Source organism: Pseudomonas sp. FW305-20, from assembly GCF_058788075.1.
Map to the genome: position 1 here is coordinate 95,046 of NZ_JBYTAJ010000008.1, position 23,038 is coordinate 118,083.

Sequence of the window (23,038 nt, forward strand, 5' to 3'; positions counted from 1 at the left end):
GCTTAGCGGTCCACGTCGGCCATAACGAAATCGATACTACCCAGGTACGCAATCAAGTCCGCGACCATGCTGCCTTTGATCACCGAAGGGATCTGCTGCAGGTGCGGGAAGCTTGGGGTGCGAATCCGGGTGCGGTAGCTCATGGTGCCGCCATCGCTCGTCAGGTAATAACTGTTGATGCCCTTGGTCGCTTCAATCATCTGGAAGGATTCGTTGGCCGGCATGACCGGGCCCCACGAAACTTGCAGGAAGTGCGTGATCAGGGTCTCGATGTGCTGCAGGGTGCGCTCTTTCGGTGGCGGCGTGGTCAGCGGGTGATCCGCCTTGTACGGGCCTTCCGGCATGTTGCGCATGCACTGCTCGATGATCTTCAGGCTCTGGCGCATTTCTTCGACACGCACGATGCAACGGTCGTAGGCATCGCCATTGGCCGCCAGCGGTACTTCGAATTCGAAGTTCTCGTAACCGGAGTACGGGCGAGCCTTGCGCAGGTCGAAATCGCAACCGGTCGAACGCAGGCCGGAACCGGTGACGCCCCATTCCAGGGCTTCTTTGGTGTTGTAGGCGGCGACGCCGATGGTCCGGCCACGCAGGATGCTGTTGTCCAGTGCGGCTTTCTGGTATTCGTCCAGACGCTTTGGCATCCAGTCGATGAAGTCTTTCACCAGTTTTTCCCAGCCACGCGGCAGGTCGTGAGCGACGCCACCGATGCGGTACCAGGCCGGGTGCAGACGGAAACCGGTAATGGCTTCGATCACCGTGTACGCCTTCTGACGGTCGGTGAACGTGAAGAACACCGGGGTCATGGCGCCGACGTCCTGGATGTAAGTCCCCAGGAACAGCAGGTGGCTGGTGATCCGGAAGAACTCGGCCATCATGATGCGGATGACGTCGACCTTCTCAGGCACCTTGATGCCGGCCAGCTTCTCGACCGAGAGCACGTACGGCAGGTTGTTCATCACGCCGCCGAGGTAGTCGATACGGTCGGTGTACGGAATGAAGCTGTGCCAGGACTGACGCTCGGCCATCTTCTCGGCACCACGGTGGTGGTAACCGACGTCCGGCACGCAGTCGACGATCTCTTCACCGTCCAGCTGCAGAATGATGCGGAACGCACCGTGCGCGGAAGGGTGGTTAGGACCGAGGTTGAGGAACATGTAGTCCTCGTTCGCACCGGAACGCTTCATGCCCCAGTCTTCAGGCTTGAAGCGCGCGGCCTCTTCCTCAAGCTGTTGCTTGGCCAGGGTCAGGCTGAACGGGTCGAACTCGGTGGCACGTGCCGGGAAGTCCTTGCGCAACGGGTGACCTTCCCAGGTCGGCGGCATCATGATGCGGGTCAGGTGCGGGTGACCGGCAAAGTTGATGCCGTACATGTCCCACACTTCACGCTCGTACCAGTTGGCGTTCGGCCAGATGCCGGTCACGGTCGGCACGCTGAGGTCGCTCTCGGACAAGGCGACCTTGATCATTACGTCACTATTACGCTCGATCGACATCAAGTGATAGAACACAGTGAAGTCGGCGCCGCTTGGCAGCCCTTGACGCTTGGTGCGCAGACGCTCGTCCACGCCGTGCAGGTCATAAAGCATGACGTACGGCTTGGGCAGGTTGCGCAGGAAGGTCAGGACTTCGACGAGTTTGGCGCGGGCAACCCAAAGCACCGGCATGCCGGTGCGAGTAGGCTGGGCGGTGAACGCCTCGGGGCCAAAACGGTTGTTCAGTTCGACGACCACATCCTGGTCGTCTGCCTTATAAGGCGGGATGTACAGAGCACTGCCTGTAGTCATGGTTATTTATCGCTTTCGGTCAACGTAAAGAATGAAGCCAGGTTCTCGTTCTATAAAAGAAGCAGGTCTGGATCAGACTTCGTCGGGGCTGCGCAGGTTGGTGACTGCGATTCGCTGTTCGCGGCGCTGTTCCTTTTGCGAAGGCATCTCGGCGCGGTACACGCCTTGATCGCCGACGACCCAGGAAAGCGGACGACGCTCCTGTCCAATCGACTCCTGCAAGAGCATCAAGCCTTGCAAAAAAGCTTCTGGGCGGGGCGGGCAGCCAGGCACGTAGACGTCCACGGGCAGGAACTTGTCCACCCCTTGAACGACGGAGTAGATGTCGTACATGCCACCGGAGTTGGCGCACGAACCCATGGAGATAACCCATTTAGGTTCGAGCATTTGCTCGTAGAGACGCTGGATGATCGGCGCCATCTTGATGAAGCAGGTACCGGCGATAACCATGAAATCCGCCTGACGCGGCGATGCCCGGATAACCTCGGCGCCAAAGCGCGCGATGTCGTGGGGCGCCGTGAAGGCGGTGGTCATTTCCACGTAGCAGCACGAAAGACCGAAGTTGTACGGCCACAGGGAGTTCTTGCGCCCCCAGTTGATCGTGCCGTTAAGCACGTCTTCGAGCTTGCCCATGAAAATGTTTTTGTGGACTTGATCTTCTAACGGATCGGAAACGGTTTCCCGTTCGCCAATCGGATACTGCTCGTTAGGAGCATCGGGGTCGATCCTGGTGAGATTGTATTGCATTGCCAAAGCCTCATTGTTTCAGCTTCGCTTGCCGCTTAAGACGAGCTGCCGGAGCCCAGTCAAGGGCGCCCACTCGAAATAGGTAGACAAGACCTGCCAACAGAATTGCTATGAAAACGAGAGCTTCGACGAATCCGGTCCAGCCGCTTTCGCGGACGGACACAGACCAGGCAAAGAGAAAAAGGGCTTCGATATCGAAGATCACGAAGAGCATCGCGACCAGATAGAATTTTGCAGAGAGCCGCAGACGGGCGCCACCTGTAGGCAGCATGCCGGATTCGAACGGTTCGTTTTTGCTGCGGCCCCAGGCTTTTGACCCAAGGAGGCTGGAAACGCCGAGCATGAAGGCACAAAGGCCGACAACGCCCAGAAGGAAAATGGCAAAGCCCCAGTTGTGGGCCATGAGTCCTGTCGCTTCGGGCATGCTGGTAATCCTTAACAGAGAGCAAAGGTCTCTGAGCTTGAAAAGAAATAAAGCAGTGACGATATGTCGCAGCAATCAATCCCGCTGATTTTATGGCACAACACCGTGCAAGTAAAATTCAGATAGCGAAATTATTTACAGGAATAAGGACATAGCGTACCTCCAAAGCTCCGCAGCCCATGCGGTTCGGGCATTAGCCGGAATTTCATCAATATTGTTTTGTTGGGAATGTAACGAATATAGCGACAGCTAAATGATAATCAATACTGTTTGTGCCGGTTTTCAAACTGTCTAATGGGGTGAGGGTCGGAAAGTTGTCTTATATGCGCGTTACTACAAGTAGTGGCCGGGGTCGTTTTACCTTCTTTTCCTGATCGAGAAAATGCTCCGGATCAAGGTTTTCCGCACCGTTTGCGGCTTCTCGCATTCCCTGTGGCAGCCGGCGGTGCGGCGATCAGCGTGCCCCGCGACTTTCCGGGTTCTTTATGTGCAGCTGTGTCCCCCATCGATTACCAGATCCGCACCGGTCATCCAAGATGACTCATCAGATGCCAGCAGGATGGCAGCGCCTGCCATATCTGCAGGCATTCCAGCACGCTGCATGGGAATCTCCTTTTTCCTGTTTTGCCAAATCTCTGGGGAGTCCCGCCACTGATTGGCGTTACCACTGGTCGCGGTCAGCCCCGGTGAAATCGTGTTGACTCTGATGCCATAGGGTGCCAGTTCTACCGCGCAGCTTCGAGTAAGCATCGACAGTGCTGCTTTGCTTGCCTGATAAGCTGACATTCGACTGACCGCCTTGAAGGCACTGACCGATGAAATGTTAATGATGCTGCCGCCCTGTTTGCGAGCGATGCAGTCTTTTGCAAAGCGTTGAGCCATAAAAAATGGAAAGCGGAGGTTGACCGCAAGGGTGCGTTCGTACTCGTCTTCGCTCAGCTCAAGAAACGGAGTACGGGTTATGAATGCCGGATTGTTGACGAGTATATCCAAGGGACCAACGGCTGCTTGCGCTTCTTCAAAGAGTGCATCAATGCTGGTGCTTGCGGCATCCATAAGGGTGAAGCCGGCCCGCTGGCCAACTTGTTCAGCTAATGCAATTACTGCACGAGCCCCAGCCTCGTCAGTGCGGGCGGTAATGAAAACATCGGCGCCCTGGGCAATGTAGGTTTCGGCTATAGCTCTTCCAATGCCTGCCGATGCACCTGTTATAAGCGCTCGCTTGCCTCTTAGTCTTCCATTCATGATGAGTTAATACTCCGCAGAGAGTTTGCTGGTCGTGTGCATAACGTATGAATATGGCGTGATACTTGAATGTAGACGGTGCGTCGCTTTTTGCTAGCGTGAATTCTAATAGTAGTGTCTTCGTTTGTTGCCTCGTGTTGCGGTTCTGGGTTGGGGTTTTTATTCCAAGTTTGTGGGGGGCGGACGCGGTTATCTGTTGTGTTTTGAATATGAGCGGAAATTCTCAGAAAATTCCTACGGATCATTCACTTTTCAATGAGCGAACTTTCCTAAGCATTGGTGGAATTTGATTTTATGAGATTGATAGTACGCTGCCATTAGGTAAATTAGATGGCTAGATAGATGGCATTGAAATCAGTATTGGTCTGACTCTTAAGTCCATAGAGAGAGGTCATGTATGTCTGAGCAAATAAATAAGTTTATAAACACCGCCAGGTCGGTAGAGATCGGTAATCCCTCTTGGGCGCTTGCGCAAAATTCGGGGCTGACCGATTTGAGTATCAAGCATGCTCAGCAGGGACGTATGCAGGACCAGAATGGTCATTTATTCATGAATATGTGCTCGTGTTCATATTTGGGTCTTGAAGTCGATGAGCGTCTGGCTCGACGTGCCGCAGATTATGTGTTGAGTTGCGGTACTGTGAATTTGCCCACCTCACGTATCAGAATAAGGCTGAAAGAACTCGATGAACTTGAAGAAGCCTTATCGGCACATTTTGCTTGTCGAGCGTTCACCGCGACTTCCTGCAGCGCGGGCATTGTCGCGTCTTTACCCTTACTGGCAGCCGGGATGTTTACTGATGGCCAGCGCCCTGTTTTGATTTTTGATAAGCATGCCCACTTTGCTCTGAATCAGGTAAAGGCCATCTGTGGTGATGAAACGCAAGTTGTCACTTGCAATCATAATGATGTCGACTTTATTGAGGATATGTGTAAGCGCCATCCTTTGGTCGCGTATGTTGCTGACGGTGCTTACAGTATGGGGGGAAGTGCGCCTGTTGAGCGACTGTTGGCTTTGCAGGACAAATATGGGCTATTTCTATACTTCGATGATTCTCATTCATTAAGTGCCTATGGCGAGAAGGGAGAGGGCTATATTCGTACTTTCATGCCTGAGCTTAATCCGCGAACCATACTGGTTTATTCATTGGCCAAGGCGTTTGGTGCCAATGGTGGCGGTATATATATGTCGGAAAAGTCCAATTATCACGAGGTTTTCCGCCGTTTTGGCGGGCCGATGTCCTATTCGCAATATGTAAACCCCGCCACTGTTGGCGCGGCCATGGCTTCCCTGGATATTCACAAGACCAGTGAACTGGCCGTTTTGCAGGAGAAACTCAATTCCAATATCCGCCTGTTCGACAGCTTGTTTGTGACGGAACACGCGGGATCGGGTTTGCCTATTCGGGTTATTCCCTTGGACAGTCCGGATATGGCGATTGGCGTTTCCGAGGGGGTATTCAAGCGTGGGTATTACACCTCGGCAGTCTTCTTCCCGATTGTGGCCAGGAATAAATCCGGTTTGCGCGTGATGATGCGTGCAGACATGTCCCAAGGCGATGTTCTGGGGTTCTGCTCCGCAGTTAAGGCGGAGATCGAAAGGGTTCGTCTGAGCTTGAAACCAGCCCAGTATTGAGAGGACATGATGATCAATCCCACACCAAGAAGCTTACTGTACTGCTCTGCTTTGTACCCCGGGCAATACGCTAAGAATAATCTGACTGATGTAATGGTGATTGACCTGGAGGATGGCGTGCCACTCCCACAGAAGGTTCAAGCACGGTTGTGTGTCGAGCAGTTCTACCGTGGCCATGTCTCGCAGCGCACGGCGCTGCGAATTAACCCTCTGCGCGATAATCAGGGATTGCTTGATCTGCTGCTGGTGCAATCGCTTGATCAGCGACCCGAGTTCATCGTCATGGCGATGACCGAGGCGGCTGCTGAAATAGATATTGTACGGGCCAATTTGAGCCGCGACGGAGAGAGCCCAAAGATTCTGGTTACGGTTGAGACGCCAGCCTGTCTACGTGATATTCACACCATCGCGTCCAGTGCTGATGGACTGATCTTCGGCTCCGCCGACTATGCGGCCAGCCTGGGTGTCACTATCGGAGGTTGGGCCAATATGCTGCATGCTCGCGCGAGCATCGTCTCGGCTGGCAGTGCGGCGAGGATCCCTGTGTTCGACACCGCCTACTTCAAACTCGATGATGAGATGGGACTTCTGCAAGAGTGCCGTGACGTCCGGGAGTTGGGTTTCAGTGGCAAGACGGCCATTCATCCAAAGCAAATATCCACTATCAATGAAGTCTTCACTCCGTCCGTTGCTGAATATGAGCATGCATTGGCAATTGTGCAGGCTTCGGAAAACAGCGGCGAAAAAATTACGAAATTGAAGAACCTGATGGTGGGGCCTCCGTTTGTAAAACAAGCAAGAAAATTGATCCAGCGCGCTCAAGAGTTGGGTCGGTGAGGAGAAGGCAATGGAACCGATGATTCTGGCCCACGAGCGGATCGGTGAAAATCGATATCGCGAGTCCTATGGCCTGCATTACGAACAGTTTGTGGTGGGTGATATTTTCGAGCACCGGCCCGGCCGTACCGTAACGGAGTTGGATAACATCTGGCAGTCATTTATCAATATGAATAACCATCCTGCGCATATCGATCTTGCGTATGCACAGCAAACCGAATTCAAGAAGTTGTTGGTCAACAGTTCGGTGACACTGTCCATTGTCAGCGGAATGACAGTGGCAACCATGAGTGCGCGTGCGATCGCAAATCTGGGCTGGGACGAGATTCGATTGCCGAACCCGGTCTATGTTGGTGACACCTTGTACGCTGAGAGTGAGGTGGTTTCCAAGCGCGAATCCCGGTCGCGTCCAGGGCAAGGCATCGTCACCATCAAGGTCATTGGACGCAAGCAGGATGGAACACCGGTGATCACTTACTTGCGTACATTCCTAGTTCCCCGGAACGGTATGTCGCAGGACTACCCCGTCGGATAAGGCAGCGCCATTCCGAGATTCTGGTCGCAGACCTGGCTGGCGGTGACCAACCGCAGCTCCAGGAATGACAGGCCCTTTCGAACAGCATCAATGGAACAAGGAATTGCCATGCTGCTTCTGAACAGTGAAGACATTGAGCGGTGTATCAATTTTCCAAGGCTTGTCCTGGCACTGGAGGAGGCTCATAGAGGGTTTGCGTTGGCGTCCCCGGTGGTCCCACAACGTTTGATCATTACACATGAGCGACAAAGAGCTTTCTCACTGTTCATGCCGGCATTTATACCCCAGAGCCAGACACTGGGGATTAAGGTGTCGTCATTTCATCCAGGCAACGCAGAGCGGGGGTTATCGTCAGTCAATGGCGCGGTTTTATTAATGGATATCGAAACCGGGCAGTTACTGGCGATACTCGACGGGGCGACCCTTACTGCCCTCCGTACCAGTGCCATGAGTGCCTTGGCGACGGACAAGCTTTGCCCGCATGAGTGGCTTAATTTGGCCGTCATCGGTGCCGGTACCCAAGCTGCGGCGCATATAAGAGCGATGACCACCATCCGGGAGTTGGGGTGGATCAAGGTGTATTCGCGTCGATTTAATCAAAGTGTCGCTTTGGCCGAACGTCTTTCCAATGAACTGTCGCTGCCGATCACTGCGGTGCGAAGTATGGATGAGGCGCTGGCCGATGCTGACATCGTCTGCACGACAACGTCCCATGATCGTGCGCAACCGCTGATTATGGCGCACCAACTGAAACCATCCGCCCATGTAAACGCCATTGGTGGCAGTTCGCTGCTGGCGTGTGAGATCGACCCTGCAATGTTGGCTGATGCTCAGGTTCATGTTGACCATCTGGGTTCCGCTCGATGTGAGTCGGGAGAAATTTCTCAGGCTTTAGCGTTATCGATAATCGGCGAAAAGGACATCCGTGAGATGAGTGCATTGGTTGCCGATCATTCTCCGCCGGCAATGCTGAAGCGTGGTCTGAGTTACTTCCGCAGCGTCGGGCATGCCAGTCAAGATATGGTGACTGCTACCTGTATCTATGCCTTGGCCAAGGAAAAGCACATCGGCATGAGCTGCAACTATCTAAGTACTTGAGGGTAGTTAAACCGGGACGTTTGAAACAGCAATCAATGTTGCCGACAGGGAAAGAGGAGCATTCATGAATATTCTGATGATCGATTCGTTGCGAGTGAATTATGTCGAGCCGGGGGAGTACTGCTGTGGGCCAGAGCAGCAGCCGTATGCAGTTGAGGTGACGTCCAATCCATCGGATGAGCAACTCGCCCGGGCCGACGGCATTATTGCCTTTCATTCGGTCGTCATCGATGAGCCGTTAGTTGCCAAAATGCATCGTTGCCGGGCGTTGGTGAAGGCGACCATCGGTCTTGATGATGTCGATGTCGAGGCCTTGAGCACGAAGGGCATTCTGCTCTCCAATATTGGTTCGGTGGGGGTAGAGGAAGTCGCGGAGCACGCCATGGCGCTCATATTGTCCGCCCAGCGAAAGCTTCTCGATTACGCCGCGCATACCAGGCGAGGCGGTTGGAGTTGGAGAGCGCATTCCGGTGAAGTTAAAGCGTGCCGCGACACGGTTCTGGGGCTGATCGGCTATGGGGCAACGGGGCAGGCATTGGCGCGCAGGGCGGCTGCCATGGGTTATCAGATCTGCTATTACGATCCTTGCGTTGAGAAATGTGTTGAAGGCATTGCAGAGGGCGGGTCACTGGAGTCTTTGTTCGCTAGGGCAGATGTCATATCGCTGCATCTGCCCCTCACCCCCGATACGCGACACCTGCTGAACGACCGGTGTTTTTCACGCATGAAGCGGGGTGCAACTCTGGTCAATACTGCGCGGGGCGCAATTGTCGATACCGACGCGTTGCAGCGGGCCTTGCAGTCCGGGCTTGTGTCCATGGCATTCCTGGACGTGCTGCAGGAAGAGCCGACCCCCCCACAGGCATTAATCGATCATGAACGTGTATTGCTGACACCCCATGCCGCGTTTTACAGCGAGCGATCGCTGGGTCAGTTGAAGGCCCGTGCTTTGGGAGCGATGCTGAGTTTGCTGCGAGGGGAAAGGGTGGATACCGTCGTCAATCCTGATTGCGCACGGATGGAGGCGAAGGGATATGCCTGAGTTGAAACTTGCAGGTCCTGAGACTTCGAAGCCTGGATTGCCGGCCTGGTTCGACCTGGCGATCGGCAACAGTATTCTTCAATACGGTCAGCGGTTGGCGGCGCGGCAATTACTGGTCAATACCTTGGGTAATATTGCGATACGCAACCATTGCCCGTACTGGCGGCGAGAAGTGATCTACACCAAGCACCGAGGCGTGTCGCTGGAAGAGTGCGGTCTTGAGCATCTGGCGGTGCTGGATATGCAATCCAATGAGCTGCTGCATGGTCGTTTTCGCCCTAGTGCAGGACATCAAATGCACCGGGAAATCATGCGGTGTCGCTCTGACGTTAATGCCACCGTGCATCTTCATCCCAATGAAGTCATTTCTTTTTTTGCTGTCATGCAGTGGCGTGAGATGGCGTATGTGTCCAATGACACCGCGCTGGTGATGGGCAAGCCACCGTGCATTCTTCGCGAAGGTGTGAACATCGAACTGGACGTCAGCGCCATTGGACAATGCGCGCATGACACCAACTGTATTGTCATGCCCGGTCATGGCATCACCAGTTTCGGCCGTGACCTGTCTGAGGCGTTTCATCGTGCTGTGGCATTCACTGCGGAAATCAGTCGGCTGATCACCAGCCAGTGTTTGTCGGCAGCCACTGGCAAGTCGGTCGTGTACGCGAGCGATGAACAGGTGCAGCACATGTACGAATCGGGTGAGCAGGTGATCTACGGGGGTATGCACAGATGAAGGTTCATGAGCATATCAAGCGTTCCGGGTTATGGAAGGTACCTGAACGCGACCTCTCGTCGGTGTTGCTGGATTTGAACGAAAATCAGTTTTTAAACGATTTTCTGCTGAGATTCATTGCCACCGAGTTACAGGCCCGGGATCTGTTTACCTACCCTAACTATCAGCCGCTGCTGGCCGAGCTGGCAAACTACTGCAAGGTTTCGACCGACAGCCTGCTGCTGACCAATGGTGCGGATCAGGCAATCGACTTGGTAGTGCGCTTGCTGTTTTCACCAGGGGATCGGGTGGTCATTCCGTCTCCGGTATTTTCCTTCTATTACCAGATGCTCAGTGTGAATGGTGTAGAACCGGTGATTGTGGGATTCGAGAAGCAAACACAGCATTTCACTCTCCCGACCAAAGCCATACTCGAAGCCTTGCAGGCGAGCCACGGGCTGATTCTGTGCAATCCCAATAATCCGTTGGGCGCGCGAATCGACGCTGAACAATTGAAGGTTCTGGTCGAGGCTTGTGTGAGACTGAACAAGCCAGTAATTGTTGATGAGAGCTACTTTGAATATTTGCAGCAGACCTGCCTGGACGCGTTCAGCTCAGTCAGGCAATTGTTCGTCATTCGCTCATTCTCCAAGTATTTCGGCCTTGCCGGATTGCGTTTGGGGTATGTCGTCACGCATCCGGAATCAATTCGCGAGTTGTTGAAGGTGCGAGGGCCTTGGGATGTCAACCACGTAGCGGTGAAAGCTGCCCTGTTCTGTTTGAATAACCGTAAAGCACTAGAGCAAGCCCACCATGAACTGGCGCAGGTCAAAAACGAGATAATCGAGTTTTGCCGGGTTTACGGAATCGTCGTTTTCGATAGCGAAACGAACTTTCTACTATTGGAAGACCATAGCGACGGCCGTTTGGCCAAGGCGTTCGCACGGGCAAACATTCGCGTAAGCGACTGTTCCCAATATCCTCACAGTTTCGGGTTACTTGAAAACATTCTGCGTGTAGTCGTGCCGGCGTCTTCGGATCTGAAAACATTCCTGATGGCGGTAATGCAGGGAAGCGGCAATGAGGGCAGCAAGAGCGATGTGAAGGAAGCAGTTCAGTAGTGAAGCCATTGCTGATAATGAGCGGTTTGGGCACTGGGATGCGCAATATCGTGCTGCTCCGATTGCTGTTCGTCATGACGAATGCCTTGGGTCCCTTCGCCGCTTTGTTTTTCCAGCGTCATTACCGGCTCGATAGTGCCGGGGTGGCATTGGTGATTACGCTGATGTCGGCGTTTTTTCTCGTGGGTAACGTGTTGGGAGGAGCGTTGGTCGGACGCTATACGTTCAGGACACTGTTGGTCTGCTCTTCTGTATGTTCATTTGTATGCTTGTTGTGCGGGATTTTGTTCAGTGCGCCGGTCGCATCCATTGCCATGGTTTTGCTGTTCATGTTCTGCGCGGGGCTGGTCACACCTGTGTTCAGTATCTTGACGTCCTTGACGGCTAACGATAGTAACCGCGTCGCCTTTTTTGGCTATTTGCATCTGGCCAGCAATCTGGGAGCGGCTCTGTTGTTTGTCATTGGCGGATATTTACTGGCCCTCGATAGCGTCTACCTAATGTTTTTTGCGCTAGTCACCAGTGTGTTGTGCCTGTTCTCAAGTGCCTGTCTGTCTCTGCCGGAAAGCCACGGCAGCAAACCTGCAACAAGGGAAACTTCAATTGGCATGATGGCTGGCATACCGCATGTCGTGATTGCTGCGGGCGTCATGTTCTTTGCGTTGGCGGTGCTGGATGCACAGCGTGAGTACCATCTGCCGTTGTGGCTTGATGTGGTAACGGCAGGGAAGGCTGCCAGCCTGTTCGGTGCAGTAGGAATCGTCAATGCGCTGCTGGTGATACTGTTGACGCAGTCGCTGATTGCATTGACGTCGCGTTTCGAGCCGCTCACCAATTTGGCTTTTGCCGCGATTTTCTACAGTGTTGGATTCGGCGCCTATGCCTTTTTCGAACATACGGTGCTGATTCTTTTTTTTGTTTTTTTCTGGACGCTAGGTGAGATTCTCAGCGTTACCTACGTCACCGCGCTCATCTCGCAAAAAGCTCCATTGCAAACGCAACCTACGCTCTTTTCTCTTGTTCCTGTCGTACTGGCGGGGGCGAGGATGGTGTCCGTGGGGCTGGGAGCCTTGCTGATCGCTGGCGTTGGTTTCCCGTTGAGTTGGAGCCTCTATGGGGTTCTGGGCATCGCATTTGGAGGCATCTGTTTTTTTGTCGGACACAGGGCAGTTGTATTACCCCGCACCACATCGCTCGACTAAGGGCTGCATCCGAAACACCGATCGAGAACTAACAAAGGAATTGTGGGTTGATCGAGTCTTGTCGCTCAGCTCCAGCACAGGTGAGGAACACTCTATGCGAGCACAGTACGACGCGGCCTCTGTTGAAAGTACGGCTCAGGCCCAATGGCTTGAAAATGATGTATTCAGGGCGATTGAAGATACTTGCCGGCCTAAATTCTATGCCTGCTCGATGCTTCCCTATCCATCGGGAAAGTTGCACATGGGGCATGTACGCAACTATACGATCAACGACATGTTGGCTCGCCATATGCGCATGAAAGGATTCAATGTCCTGATGCCTATGGGATGGGATGCCTTTGGCTTGCCTGCAGAAAACGCAGCTATGAAATCGGGTGTTTCGCCAGCGCAGTGGACGCTATTGAATATCGCGGACATGAAATCGCAAATGCAGCCTTTGGGGCTTGCCTTCGATTGGTCCCGGGAGATTGCCACTTGCGACCCTGAATACTACAAGTGGAGTCAGTGGTTTTTCCTCAAATTGCTGGAAAAGGGCGTGGCCTACAAGAAAACCCAGGTAGTCAATTGGGACCCTGTCGATCAAACGGTGCTGGCCAATGAGCAAGTGATCGACGGTCGAGGTTGGCGTTCGGGGGCTCTCGTCGAAAGGCGGCAGATACCGGGTTACTACCTGCGTATAACCCAGTATGCCGAGGAATTGCTCTCGGCAATCGACACTCTGGATGGTTGGCCGGATAGGGTCCGCACCATGCAGCGCAACTGGATAGGGAAGGTCGCAGGAGTGCGTTTGGCATTTGCCCACCGAATTCAGGACGCTGCTGGACAAGTGATCGACGAAGGCAAACTCTGGGTATTTACCACCCGTATCGATACGCTCATGGGCGTCACCTTCTGTGCCATATCCCCTGAACATACACTGGCCAAGTACGCCCTGGAGCTCAACCCTGGGTTGGAGCCACAGGTGCAAACCTGCCGACAAACGGCGGATTCCGGCCCGTCCGGCAGTCAGAGCAAGTTTGGCGTCCACTGTGGCTTGCATGTGGAGCATCCGTTGACCGGTGAGCCTGTTGAGCTGTGGATAACCAATTATGTGCTCGGCGAGTATGGTGACGGAGCCCTGATGGGGGTGCCTGCGCACGATGAGCGCGACTTTGAATTTGCCAATCAATATGGCTTGGCCGTCCGCCCAGTCATTGCCTGGGACGATCACGTATTCGACCCGAAGTTCTGGTCCGACAACTGCACTCGTCGAGAGGGGCACCTCATCAACTCAGGTGTCTACGATGGCCTCTCTGTTGCAGAGGCGGCCCAAGCGATAACCGCTGCGCTGATTGATCGCCGAATGGGAGAGAAGACTACGACTTGGCGCCTGCGCGACTGGGGGATCTCACGGCAACGTTACTGGGGGACGCCGATTCCTGTCATCCAGTGTGAGCAATGTGGTGACGTGCCGGTGCCTTATTCGGACTTGCCGGTCGTATTGCCTACTGACTGTGTGCCGGATGGAAGCGGCAACCCGTTGCTGGCGCATAAGTCGTTTCTTCATGTGGATTGCCCACGCTGCGGAGCGGCAGCGCAGAGAGAAACAGACACCATGGATACCTTCGTCGATTCGAGCTGGTATTTCATGCGTTATTGCGATCCTGATAGCGATACCTCGATGGTTGGCTCCGGCAGTCGTTACTGGATGCCAATCGATCAATACATCGGTGGTATCGAGCATGCGGTGTTGCACTTGCTCTATGCGAGGTTCTGGGCACGAGCCATGCGTGACGAAGGGCTGGTGGATTTCAGCGAGCCGTTCAAGAACCTGTTTACCCAAGGCATGCTCTTGCGTGAAAGCTATTTCCGAAAAGCCGACGACGGTAGCCTGCAGTGGTTTTACCCCGCGCAGGTGGTGGTCGAATATGACGAAAAAAACCGTCCTTTGAGGGCTACGGCGCTTGAGGACGGTTTGCCCGTCATCATCGGTGGCGTGGAAAAAATGTCCAAATCGAAGAATAACGTCGTCGAGCCGAAAGACATCATTAACAAGTTCGGCGCTGACACCGCCCGACTTTTCACGATCTTTGCAGGGCCTCCTGATCAGGACACGATCTGGAGCGATAGCGGCGTTGAAGGAGCCTATCGCTTTCTGCGCCGGCTCTGGAGTTTCTTCCACGACGAGCAGTCTCGGTGCTGGGCAGATGATCGGGTTGAAGACACGGCTGAATCGAAACGCGTGCGCTTTGAGACGCATCGTTTGCTGCAGCAGATCAACAACGATTACGAACGATTGCAATACAACACCGTCGTTTCGGGCGCAATGAAAATGCTCAAGGTGCTGGAGGGGGGCAGGGGGGCCAGTCAGCCGATTCGCCGCGAGGCCATGGTCTTCCTGTTACAGGTTTTGCACCCAGTGACGCCGCACATCACTCAGGTCCTTTGGACGGAGGTTGGGTTCGAGGGGGATATTTACGACAGTCCGTGGCCCATGCCGGACGGCGAAGCCTTGAAACAGGACGAAGTAAAAATGATGGTGCAGATAAATGGCAAGTTGCGCGGGCACATTATGATCGAGGCTGATGCCGAGCATGACGCCATTCGGTGCAGGGCGTCATCCGAAGCAGGGTTGCGCAACCACCTGAAAGGGGCTGGCAGGATGATTGTGGTGCCCAACCGGCTGGTGAACTTCATCGTCTGAACTATTGAACTGGCGAACCGGAAACAAAGCGCGGTTACCGAGGAGGTGCCGGTCGACAGCTTTCACGAGCGAGTCCGCTCGCTAAATCCGAGGCAAAAAAAACGCCCCGAACCAGTCGGGGCGTCAGATGTGCGGCGATGCGGTTAGCTTTCTATTCGGTCCGCAACGGCCGTTTGCTCAGGTGAAGCAGATCAGTGGAACTGTTCTTCTTCAGTCGAACCGGTCAGCGCGGTTACCGAAGACGAGCCACCTTGAATTACAGTGGTCATGTCGTCGAAGTAGCCGGTGCCCACTTCCTGCTGGTGAGCCACAAAGGTGTAGCCTTTGGCGGCGTCAGCGAACTCTTGCTCTTGCAGCTTCACGTAGGCAGTCATGTCGTTACGGGCGTAGTCGTGCGCCAGGTTGAACATGCTGTGCCACATGTTGTGAATGCCGGCCAGGGTGATGAACTGGTGCTTGTAACCCATGGCGGACAGTTCGCGCTGGAACTTGGCGATGGTCGCGTCGTCCAGGTTTTTCTTCCAGTTGAAGGAAGGCGAGCAGTTGTAGGACAGCAGTTGGTCCGGGTATTCCTTTTTGATCGCTTCGGCGAAGCGACGAGCTTCGTCCAGATCCGGCTTGGCGGTTTCGCACCAGATCAGGTCGGCGTACGGCGCGTAAGCCAGGCCGCGAGCGATGGCCTGGTCGAGACCGGCGCGCACTTTGTAGAAGCCTTCCTGGGTACGTTCGCCAGTTACGAACGGCTGGTCGTACGGATCGCAGTCGGAAGTCAGCAGGTCAGCCGCGTTAGCGTCGGTACGAGCCAGGATGATGGTCGGAGTACCAGCAACGTCAGCCGCCAGACGGGCAGCGGTCAGCTTCTGTACAGCTTCCTGGGTAGGAACCAGTACCTTGCCGCCCATGTGGCCGCATTTTTTCACGGAAGCCAGTTGGTCTTCGAAGTGAACGCCAGCGGCGCCTGCTTCGATCATGCTCTTCATCAGCTCGTAAGCGTTCAGTACGCCGCCGAAACCGGCTTCAGCATCAGCCACGATCGGCGCGAAGTAGTCGATGTAGCCTTCGTCGCCCGGGCCTTTGCCGGCTTTCCACTGGATCTGGTCAGCACGACGGAACGAGTTGTTGATGCGCTTGACCACGGTTGGAACCGAATCCACCGGGTACAGCGACTGATCCGGGTACATCGATTCGGCGGAGTTGTTGTCCGCAGCGACTTGCCAGCCCGACAGGTAGATCGCCTGGATACCGGCTTTAACTTGTTGTACAGCCTGGCCGCCGGTCAGGGCGCCCATGCAGTTGACGAAATCTTTCTCAGGACGGAAGGACGGCTTGGCGCCCTGGGTTACCAGGTTCCAAAGCTTCTCGGCGCCCAATTTTGCAAAGGTGTGCTCAGGTTGAACCGAGCCACGCAGGCGGACGACGTCAGCAGCGGAGTAAGCGCGTGTCACGCCTTTCCAGCGTGGGTTTTCAGCCCAATCTTTTTCGAGGGCTGCAATTTGCTGTTCGCGTGTCAGTGCCATGGAGATAAACCTCGTCGCATAGGTCTGGGTGGAAAATTCCTGCTCCTGCCAAATACGCATCAGGGGCGTAAGGGGCTGCTCGCTGACCAGAAGCTTAGGTATTCAAGTCGGATTCGGCGGGGATGGCGACGGGATGAACGATGGGCTCGAGGGGAAGTGAGCAGGTAAGGGCGAACTGGCGAGCGCATTCGGGCGTCGTGGGCCTTGGTGCGAACTTCAGTGTGGAGCCGGGTTACCTAATTACGCTTCCGTCCCTCGGGACAACTTCGTTCCAGTCGGCAACCTCGTCAAACACACCTTGTGGGCGGTACAGACACGAAGCGGCTCGCGGGGTAGGTGCGAACGGCGCTTCGAAGGCCCTTGCCAGGGCCCCTGATTAGCGGGAGCGAGGCCATCATGCCTTTGCTTTTTTGTATCGTCAAACGTTTTGTAGTGCTTTTTTTATGGCACTACATCTTTGGTCTAATACGACTAATCAGTCAGTTTTCGGTGAATTAGTCCAAAGTATCGACTTTCACCCGCAGGGTCATGTCATCCCGGCCCTGAGTCGAGTAGCTGCGGGTCTGACCCTGTTTATCGGCTTGAGTCTGGCGGTTCACACCGGCCAGGGTGATCCATTCACCTAGTCGTCCCGTGACAGTGGTGTCGGTACTTTGCACATTCACTACATCGGGACGTTCCTGGCTCATTCGGTCACGATTGGTGCTGATCGCCAGGTGAACGATGTCGCCGGTGACGCTGGCAGTGACATAGAAACCTTGAGTGACGTTGCGGTATTCGGTCTGGCTGCGCAGATCGCCGTAGGAATCGGTCTGTGTGCTGGTGAGCGGAACGCTCTGGCCGACCTGGATCAGTGCCGGCGTCCCTTCGCTGGCCTGGACCTGCTGAATCCCGCCGTCACGGCTGTCGGTACTGTGATTGATAATGCGAGTCTGGCTCGGTTTGGCGCCATTGACCGAGTAACCCTGATCGCCCTGGAAGTTGTTTTCGTTGGTGTCGACGGTGATCAGCAGGCGCTTGGGTTGGGTGTCGAGTTGCGCGATAAGGGCCTTAAGTTCGTCGATCTTGCGCTGATCGGCATTGACGATCAGTTGGTTGCCGTAGGCGCTGACCTGGCCATCCTTGCCAATGAAATCCTGGGCCATCGGCAGCATGTCGGCACTGGTGCGGTAGTTCAGTGGCACGATCTCGGTGGCCGCCATGGCCGAAAAACTGCAGGCCATCAGCAGCGTGGTGAGCAGGGTGCGTAGGGACATATCCGTTATCTCCGACATCTTGAAGTGGTGATATTGCCAGTTTGTCGGCCTGGAGTGGGGCAAGTTGAATCGTAGACAGCAAAACGCCCCGGCATCCGAGAATGACGGGGCGTGATCGTTCCCACGCTCCGCGTGGGAATGCAGCCTGTGACGCTCCGCGTCACTAGCCGCGATGGGACGCGGAGCGTCCCGAGAGGCATTCCCACGCGGAGCGTGGGAACGATCGGTGGCAGGGTGTCAGACCGAATGCCGCACCATGTCCACATGCGGAATCCCGGCTTCCAGGAATTCCTCGCTGACCAGGCTGAAGCCCAGGCGCTCATAGAACGCCGTGGCCTGTACCTGTGCGCTCAACATTTGCTGCTTCAGTCCGCGCTTTTCGGCTTCACCGATCACCGCTTGCATCAGCGCATCGCCGACTTTCAAGCCGCGCCAGTCTTTCAGCACCGACACCCGGCCGACGTGGCCGTCAGGCAGCAGGCGGGCGGTGCCAATCGGAAAGTCGCCTTCAAATGCCAGAAAATGCACCGCCGTTGCGTCATCAGCATCCCATTCCAGCTCAGGTGGAACAGATTGCTCGGCGATGAACACCGTCTCACGAATGCGCCGGATCTCGGCGTTGTCCTTTTGCCAGTCTGCGACACGTACGTGAATTTTATTCATCAGCAAACCCCAGGCTTCCTTGCTTGACCAGCTCGCACAGCAGGCCGCGGCCGTCTTCGTCGCTCAGCCAGTCACCGAGGTTATCGGTGTGCAGGGCGTCGGCAGCGCAGATCAATTTCAGCAGTTCGCGCAGTTTGCCCGGCAGGTAACGGCTCTGGCCGCTGGCGAACAGCAGCAGGTCGTCATCGACTTCGGACCAGGCCATGCGCGCGCTCGGGTTGCGGATCAGCACAGCGCCTTGTTCCAGGCTGGCGATAAAGTCTTCTTCTTCGACTTCTTCCGGGCCGACGACCAATTCCGGGTAGCGCGGCTCGGTCATGTACTGGCCGAACCAGGTCAGCAGCAGGCGCTCGTCGCTCATGTGCTCGGCCAGCAAAGCTTTCAGGCGATCAAGGGCGTCGTGCTGAATCTGGTGTGGATCGACCGCCGGCAGGGCGTCGGCATCGGTGTAGCGCTCTTCATCGGTCAGGAACTGGCTGAGGAAGTCGGTGAAGTGAGTCAGGACTTCAGAGGCGCTCGGGGCGCGGAAGCCGACCGAGTAAGTCATGCAGTCATCCACCGCAACGCCGCAATGGGCCAGGCGCGGCGGCAGGTAGAGCATGTCGCCCGGTTCCAGAACCCACTCATCGGTGGCTTCGAAGTCGGCGAGGATGCGTAGGTCTGCGTGTGGCAGCAGCTTGCTCTCGGAGTCGCACATCTGGCCGATCTTCCAGTTGCGCTTGCCGTGACCTTGCAGCAGGAACACATCGTAGTTATCGAAATGCGGACCGACGCTGCCACCCGGGGCGGCGAAGCTGATCATCACGTCGTCGACGCGCCAGCTCGGCAGGAAGCGAAAGTTTTCCAGCAGCTCGCTGACTTCTGGTACGAATTGGTCGACCGCTTGCACCAGCAGGGTCCATTCGGTTTCCGGCAACTTGCTGAATTCGTCTTCGGCAAACGGGCCACGACGCATTTCCCAAGGGCGCTCGCCGTGCTCGATCACCAGGCGCGATTCAACTTCTTCTTCCAGCGCCAGGCCGGCCAGTTCGTCTGGGTCGATCGGGCTTTCGAAGTCAGGAATCGCCTGGCGGATCAGCAGGGGTTTTTTCTGCCAGTAGTCACGCAGGAATTCACGCGCCGTGATGCCGCCCAGAAGTTGAAGAGGAATATCAGGATTCATGTGTAACCTATTGAAAAAAAGCACTTTTCAGACGGGAATAAAAACGCCCGGCGCTGCCGGGCGTCTCAAAAGGGTCAAGCGGTCGATCAGATGCGTTTGGCTTGCTCTACAGCGTTACCGATGTAGTTCGCCGGGGTGAGCAATTTCAGCTCAGCCTTGGCGGCGGCTGGCATGTCCAGGCCGTCGATGAAAGTTTGCAGTGCTTCAGGGCTGATGCCCTTGCCACGGGTCAACTCTTTCAGTTTTTCGTACGGGTTTTCGATGTTGTAGCGACGCATCACGGTCTGGATCGGCTCGGCCAATACTTCCCAGCACGCGTCCAGGTCGGCAGCAATCTTCTGAGCGTTGAGCTCGAGCTTGCTGATGCCCTTGAGGCTGGCTTCGTACGCGATCACGCTGTGGGCGAAGCCGACACCGAGGTTGCGCAGTACGGTGGAGTCGGTCAGGTCGCGCTGCCAGCGGGAGATCGGCAGCTTGCTCGCCAGGTGCTGGAACAGTGCGTTGGCGATGCCCAGGTTGCCTTCGGAGTTTTCGAAGTCGATCGGGTTGACCTTGTGCGGCATGGTCGACGAACCGATTTCGCCAGCGATGGTGCGCTGCTTGAAATACCCCAGGGAGATGTAGCCCCAGATGTCGCGGTCGAAGTCGATCAGGATGGTGTTGAAGCGCGCGATCGCGTCGAACAGCTCGGCAATGTAGTCGTGCGGTTCGATCTGCGTGGTGTACGGGTTGAAGTCCAGGCCCAGCTCGTCTTCGATGAAGGCGCGGGCGTTCTCTTCCCAGTCGATCTCAGGGTAGGCCGACAGGTGAGCGTTGTAGTTGCCGACAGCACCGTTGATCTTGCCCAGCAGCGGAACGGCCGCGACTTGAGCGATTTGACGCTCCAGGCGGTAAACCACGTTCGCCAGCTCTTTGCCCAGGGTGGTCGGCGAGGCCGGTTGACCGTGGGTGCGCGACAGCATTGGCACGTCAGCGAAACGGATGGCCAGTTCGCGGATGGCTTCGGCAGTCTGGCGCATCAGCGGCAGCATCACGTCATCACGGCCTTCGCGCAGCATCAGGGCGTGGGACAGGTTGTTGATGTCCTCGCTGGTGCAGGCGAAGTGGATGAATTCGCTGACAGCAGCCAGTTCCGGCAGCTTGGCCGCTTGCTCTTTGAGCAGGTACTCAATGGCTTTGACGTCGTGGTTGGTGGTGCGCTCGATCTCTTTGACACGCTCGGCGTGCTCCAGAGCGAAGTTTTCCGCCAAGGTGTTCAGCACAGCGTTGGCTTCGGCGGAGAACGCCGGCACTTCGCTGATGCCTGGGTGAGCGGCCAGGCGCTGGAGCCAGCGCACTTCAACCAGAACGCGAGCACGGATCAGGCCGTATTCGCTGAAAATTGGGCGCAGGGCCTGGGTTTTGCCGGCGTAGCGGCCGTCAACAGGGGAAACCGCAGTGAGCGAAGAAAGCTGCATGGGGTGTTCTCGGACAGTCGGGCAACGAAATGGGGCGCGTATCATACATGAAAAAATCCGCCGGTCCGTTGCCAACTGACCAGCGTCTTACGCGTTACAAATTACAAAAGGTCTTGCGGGCGCGGTTCAGCTGTTGCGCATCAGCGGGTAAAGCTCTTTCAGCAACTTGCGACGGCTGATCACCAGCTGCCAGCGATGACCGCCCAACTGCCGCCACAGGCGCGCCGATCGAATCCCGGCCAGCAACAGGGCGCGGATTTTCGAAGCGTTGCTCGGTTGCTGCAGGTTACGCATGTCGCCGTGGACCTGAATGCGTTGGCGCAAGGTGCTCAGGGTGTCCTGATACAGGGCGCCGCACGCTGCGATGACGTTTTCGTGAGCCGGGCCGAAATGCTCGACCTGGGATTGAATCTGCGGCAGACGCTTGCCGATCTCGTCCAGCATGTCGTTGCGCTTGGCCAGCTGACGCTCCAGGCCGAGCATCGCCAGCGCATAGCGCAGCGGTTCGCGCTGAAGGGTGCTCGGGTCGCGTTCCAGGGCACCAATCAATGCGCGGTAACCTTCACGCAGATTGAGGTCGTCGCCGCCATAGACTTCCAGGGTGTCCTTGGGGTCGCGAATCAGCAGGCTGCCGAGCATGCAGGTCAGGCCGGCTTCGGTGGTCTGGCCAGTCTTGGCGATCTTGTCGACCAGCACCGCAGCGAGGAACACGCCGCCCAGTGCCGTCAGTTGCTCCTGAGTGGGGCTCATTGCTGCTCGCCTTGAGGAGTGCCTTTGCTGGTCCACGGCTCCGCGACTTCGATCACGCCACCGCCGAGGCAGATTTCACCGTCGTAGAACACCACGGACTGGCCTGGGGTGACCGCGCGTTGCGGGTCATCGAAGGTCGCGCGGTAGCCGGTGGCGGTTTTTTCCAGCGTGCAGGGCTGGTCGCTTTGGCGATAGCGGACTTTGGCGGTCAGCCGGCGCGGCTCGCTCAGGTCGATCGGGTTGACCCAATAGATGTCTGAAGCGAGCAGGGCGCGGGAGAACAAGTAGGGGTGATCATTGCCTTGGCCGACGATCAGCTCGTTGTGCTCCAGGTCTTTGATCAGCACGTACCACGGCTCGTCACTGGCGTCTTTCAGGCCGCCAATGCCCAGGCCCTGACGCTGGCCTATGGTGTGGTACATCAAGCCGTGGTGACGGCCGATGACTTCACCTTCGGTGGTCTTGATCTCGCCTGGCTGGGCCGGCAGGTATTGCTTGAGGAAATCGCTGAAGCGACGTTCGCCGATAAAGCAGATTCCGGTGGAATCCTTTTTCTTCGCGGTGGCGAGTTCATGCTTCTCGGCAATTGCGCGCACTTCGGGTTTTTCCAGCTCGCCGACCGGGAACAGGGTCTTGGCGATCTGTTCGCCGCCCACGGCGTGCAGGAAGTAGCTCTGGTCCTTGTTCGGGTCCAGGCCCTTGAGCAGCTCGGTACGGCCATCGATATCGCGGCGTCGCACGTAGTGGCCAGTGGCAATCAGGTCGGCACCAAGCATCATGGCGTAGTCGAGGAACGCCTTGAACTTGATCTCGCGGTTGCACAGGATGTCCGGGTTCGGCGTGCGGCCGGCCTTGTATTCGGCCAGGAAGTGCTCGAACACGTTGTCCCAGTACTCGGCGGCGAAGTTGGCGGTGTGCAGCTTGATGCCAATCTTGTCGCACACGGCCTGAGCGTCCGCCAGGTCATCCATGGCGGTGCAGTATTCCGTTCCATCGTCTTCTTCCCAGTTCTTCATGAACAGGCCTTCCACCTCATAACCCTGCTCGATCAGCAGGAGAGCGGAAACGGAAGAGTCCACGCCGCCGGACATGCCGACAATGACGCGCTTCTTTTGTGTGTCAGAAGGGGCTGGATCACGCATAGGGATTCAATGAGTGTCT

20 protein-coding genes are annotated in these 23,038 nt (G+C 56.0%); 9 read left to right on the plus strand and 11 right to left on the minus strand.

Going from position 1 to position 23,038, the window contains the following annotated elements; translation table 11 throughout:
* Nucleotides 1-2 precede the first annotated feature (2 nt).
* From nuoC to AC3WP4_RS09435, 4 genes are all read right to left on the minus strand, one after another.
* A complete protein-coding gene (gene nuoC, locus AC3WP4_RS09420) occupies nucleotides 3-1,787 on the minus strand; it encodes an NADH-quinone oxidoreductase subunit C/D (protein ID WP_074878214.1) in 1,785 nt (594 codons plus the stop codon).
* 72 nt (nucleotides 1,788-1,859) lie between these two features.
* Nucleotides 1,860-2,534, minus strand: coding sequence for a NuoB/complex I 20 kDa subunit family protein (locus AC3WP4_RS09425; RefSeq protein WP_008146035.1), 675 nt, complete (start codon nucleotides 2,532-2,534; stop codon nucleotides 1,860-1,862).
* A 10-nt stretch (nucleotides 2,535-2,544) separates the two neighbouring features.
* Nucleotides 2,545-2,958, minus strand: coding sequence for an NADH-quinone oxidoreductase subunit A (locus AC3WP4_RS09430; protein WP_008146033.1), 414 nt, complete (start codon nucleotides 2,956-2,958; stop codon nucleotides 2,545-2,547).
* 483 nt (nucleotides 2,959-3,441) lie between these two features.
* Nucleotides 3,442-4,203: an SDR family NAD(P)-dependent oxidoreductase gene (locus tag AC3WP4_RS09435; protein ID WP_074878212.1), complete on the minus strand. Its 762-nt coding sequence runs from the start codon at nucleotides 4,201-4,203 to the stop codon at nucleotides 3,442-3,444.
* A 397-nt stretch (nucleotides 4,204-4,600) separates the two neighbouring features.
* Between AC3WP4_RS09435 and AC3WP4_RS09440 the strand changes: the two genes are divergently transcribed.
* The 9 genes from AC3WP4_RS09440 (at nucleotide 4,601) to leuS (ending at nucleotide 15,072) form a co-directional block, all read left to right on the plus strand.
* Complete coding sequence (locus AC3WP4_RS09440) at nucleotides 4,601-5,839, plus strand: aminotransferase class I/II-fold pyridoxal phosphate-dependent enzyme (RefSeq protein WP_074878210.1); 1,239 nt, start codon at nucleotides 4,601-4,603, stop codon at nucleotides 5,837-5,839.
* Between the two features lie 6 nt (nucleotides 5,840-5,845).
* A complete protein-coding gene (locus tag AC3WP4_RS09445; RefSeq protein ID WP_232252196.1) occupies nucleotides 5,846-6,676 on the plus strand; it encodes an HpcH/HpaI aldolase/citrate lyase family protein in 831 nt (276 codons plus the stop codon).
* A gap of 10 nt (nucleotides 6,677-6,686) precedes the next feature.
* The gene (locus AC3WP4_RS09450; protein WP_102615569.1) at nucleotides 6,687-7,211 is read left to right on the plus strand and encodes a MaoC family dehydratase; all 525 of its coding nucleotides are present in this window, start codon (nucleotides 6,687-6,689) and stop codon (nucleotides 7,209-7,211) included.
* Between the two features lie 108 nt (nucleotides 7,212-7,319).
* Nucleotides 7,320-8,309, plus strand: a complete 990-nt coding sequence (locus tag AC3WP4_RS09455) for an ornithine cyclodeaminase family protein (protein WP_102615570.1) — start codon at nucleotides 7,320-7,322, stop codon at nucleotides 8,307-8,309.
* A 64-nt stretch (nucleotides 8,310-8,373) separates the two neighbouring features.
* Nucleotides 8,374-9,351: a C-terminal binding protein gene (locus tag AC3WP4_RS09460; RefSeq protein ID WP_102615571.1), complete on the plus strand. Its 978-nt coding sequence runs from the start codon at nucleotides 8,374-8,376 to the stop codon at nucleotides 9,349-9,351.
* Complete coding sequence (locus tag AC3WP4_RS09465; protein ID WP_102615572.1) at nucleotides 9,344-10,087, plus strand: class II aldolase/adducin family protein; 744 nt, start codon at nucleotides 9,344-9,346, stop codon at nucleotides 10,085-10,087. The genes AC3WP4_RS09460 and AC3WP4_RS09465 overlap by 8 nt, the downstream gene beginning before the upstream one ends.
* Nucleotides 10,084-11,187, plus strand: a complete 1,104-nt coding sequence (locus tag AC3WP4_RS09470) for a pyridoxal phosphate-dependent aminotransferase (protein WP_102615573.1) — start codon at nucleotides 10,084-10,086, stop codon at nucleotides 11,185-11,187. The genes AC3WP4_RS09465 and AC3WP4_RS09470 overlap by 4 nt, the downstream gene beginning before the upstream one ends.
* The gene (locus tag AC3WP4_RS09475; protein ID WP_232252194.1) at nucleotides 11,187-12,389 is read left to right on the plus strand and encodes an MFS transporter; all 1,203 of its coding nucleotides are present in this window, start codon (nucleotides 11,187-11,189) and stop codon (nucleotides 12,387-12,389) included. The genes AC3WP4_RS09470 and AC3WP4_RS09475 overlap by 1 nt, the downstream gene beginning before the upstream one ends.
* Nucleotides 12,390-12,483: 94 nt before the next feature.
* On the plus strand, nucleotides 12,484-15,072 hold the full coding sequence (gene leuS, locus AC3WP4_RS09480; protein ID WP_102615574.1) for a leucine--tRNA ligase: 2,589 nt from the start codon (nucleotides 12,484-12,486) through the stop codon (nucleotides 15,070-15,072).
* A 191-nt stretch (nucleotides 15,073-15,263) separates the two neighbouring features.
* Here leuS and aceA read toward each other — a convergent pair whose 3' ends face one another.
* The 7 genes from aceA to mnmA all read right to left on the minus strand — a co-directional run bounded on the left by aceA (nucleotide 15,264) and on the right by mnmA (nucleotide 23,019).
* Nucleotides 15,264-16,589 carry an isocitrate lyase gene (gene aceA / locus AC3WP4_RS09485; protein WP_008032724.1) on the minus strand — a complete coding sequence of 442 codons (1,326 nt, stop codon included), beginning with the start codon at nucleotides 16,587-16,589 and terminating at the stop codon, nucleotides 15,264-15,266.
* Nucleotides 16,590-17,083: 494 nt separating this feature from the next.
* Entirely contained in the window at nucleotides 17,084-17,845 is a 762-nt protein-coding gene (locus AC3WP4_RS09490; RefSeq protein ID WP_102615575.1) for a secretin N-terminal domain-containing protein, read from the minus strand.
* A gap of 237 nt (nucleotides 17,846-18,082) precedes the next feature.
* Nucleotides 18,083-18,508: a GNAT family N-acetyltransferase gene (locus AC3WP4_RS09495; protein ID WP_074878193.1), complete on the minus strand. Its 426-nt coding sequence runs from the start codon at nucleotides 18,506-18,508 to the stop codon at nucleotides 18,083-18,085.
* A complete protein-coding gene (locus AC3WP4_RS09500; RefSeq protein ID WP_102615576.1) occupies nucleotides 18,501-19,670 on the minus strand; it encodes a ribosomal protein uL16 3-hydroxylase in 1,170 nt (389 codons plus the stop codon). Before AC3WP4_RS09500 ends, AC3WP4_RS09495 begins: the two co-directional genes overlap by 8 nt.
* Nucleotides 19,671-19,756: 86 nt before the next feature.
* Complete coding sequence (gene purB, locus AC3WP4_RS09505; protein WP_102615577.1) at nucleotides 19,757-21,127, minus strand: adenylosuccinate lyase; 1,371 nt, start codon at nucleotides 21,125-21,127, stop codon at nucleotides 19,757-19,759.
* A gap of 126 nt (nucleotides 21,128-21,253) precedes the next feature.
* Entirely contained in the window at nucleotides 21,254-21,877 is a 624-nt protein-coding gene (hflD, locus tag AC3WP4_RS09510) for a high frequency lysogenization protein HflD (RefSeq protein WP_076027912.1), read from the minus strand.
* Complete coding sequence (gene mnmA / locus AC3WP4_RS09515; RefSeq protein WP_008146022.1) at nucleotides 21,874-23,019, minus strand: tRNA 2-thiouridine(34) synthase MnmA; 1,146 nt, start codon at nucleotides 23,017-23,019, stop codon at nucleotides 21,874-21,876. Before mnmA ends, hflD begins: the two co-directional genes overlap by 4 nt.
* Nucleotides 23,020-23,038 lie beyond the last annotated feature (19 nt).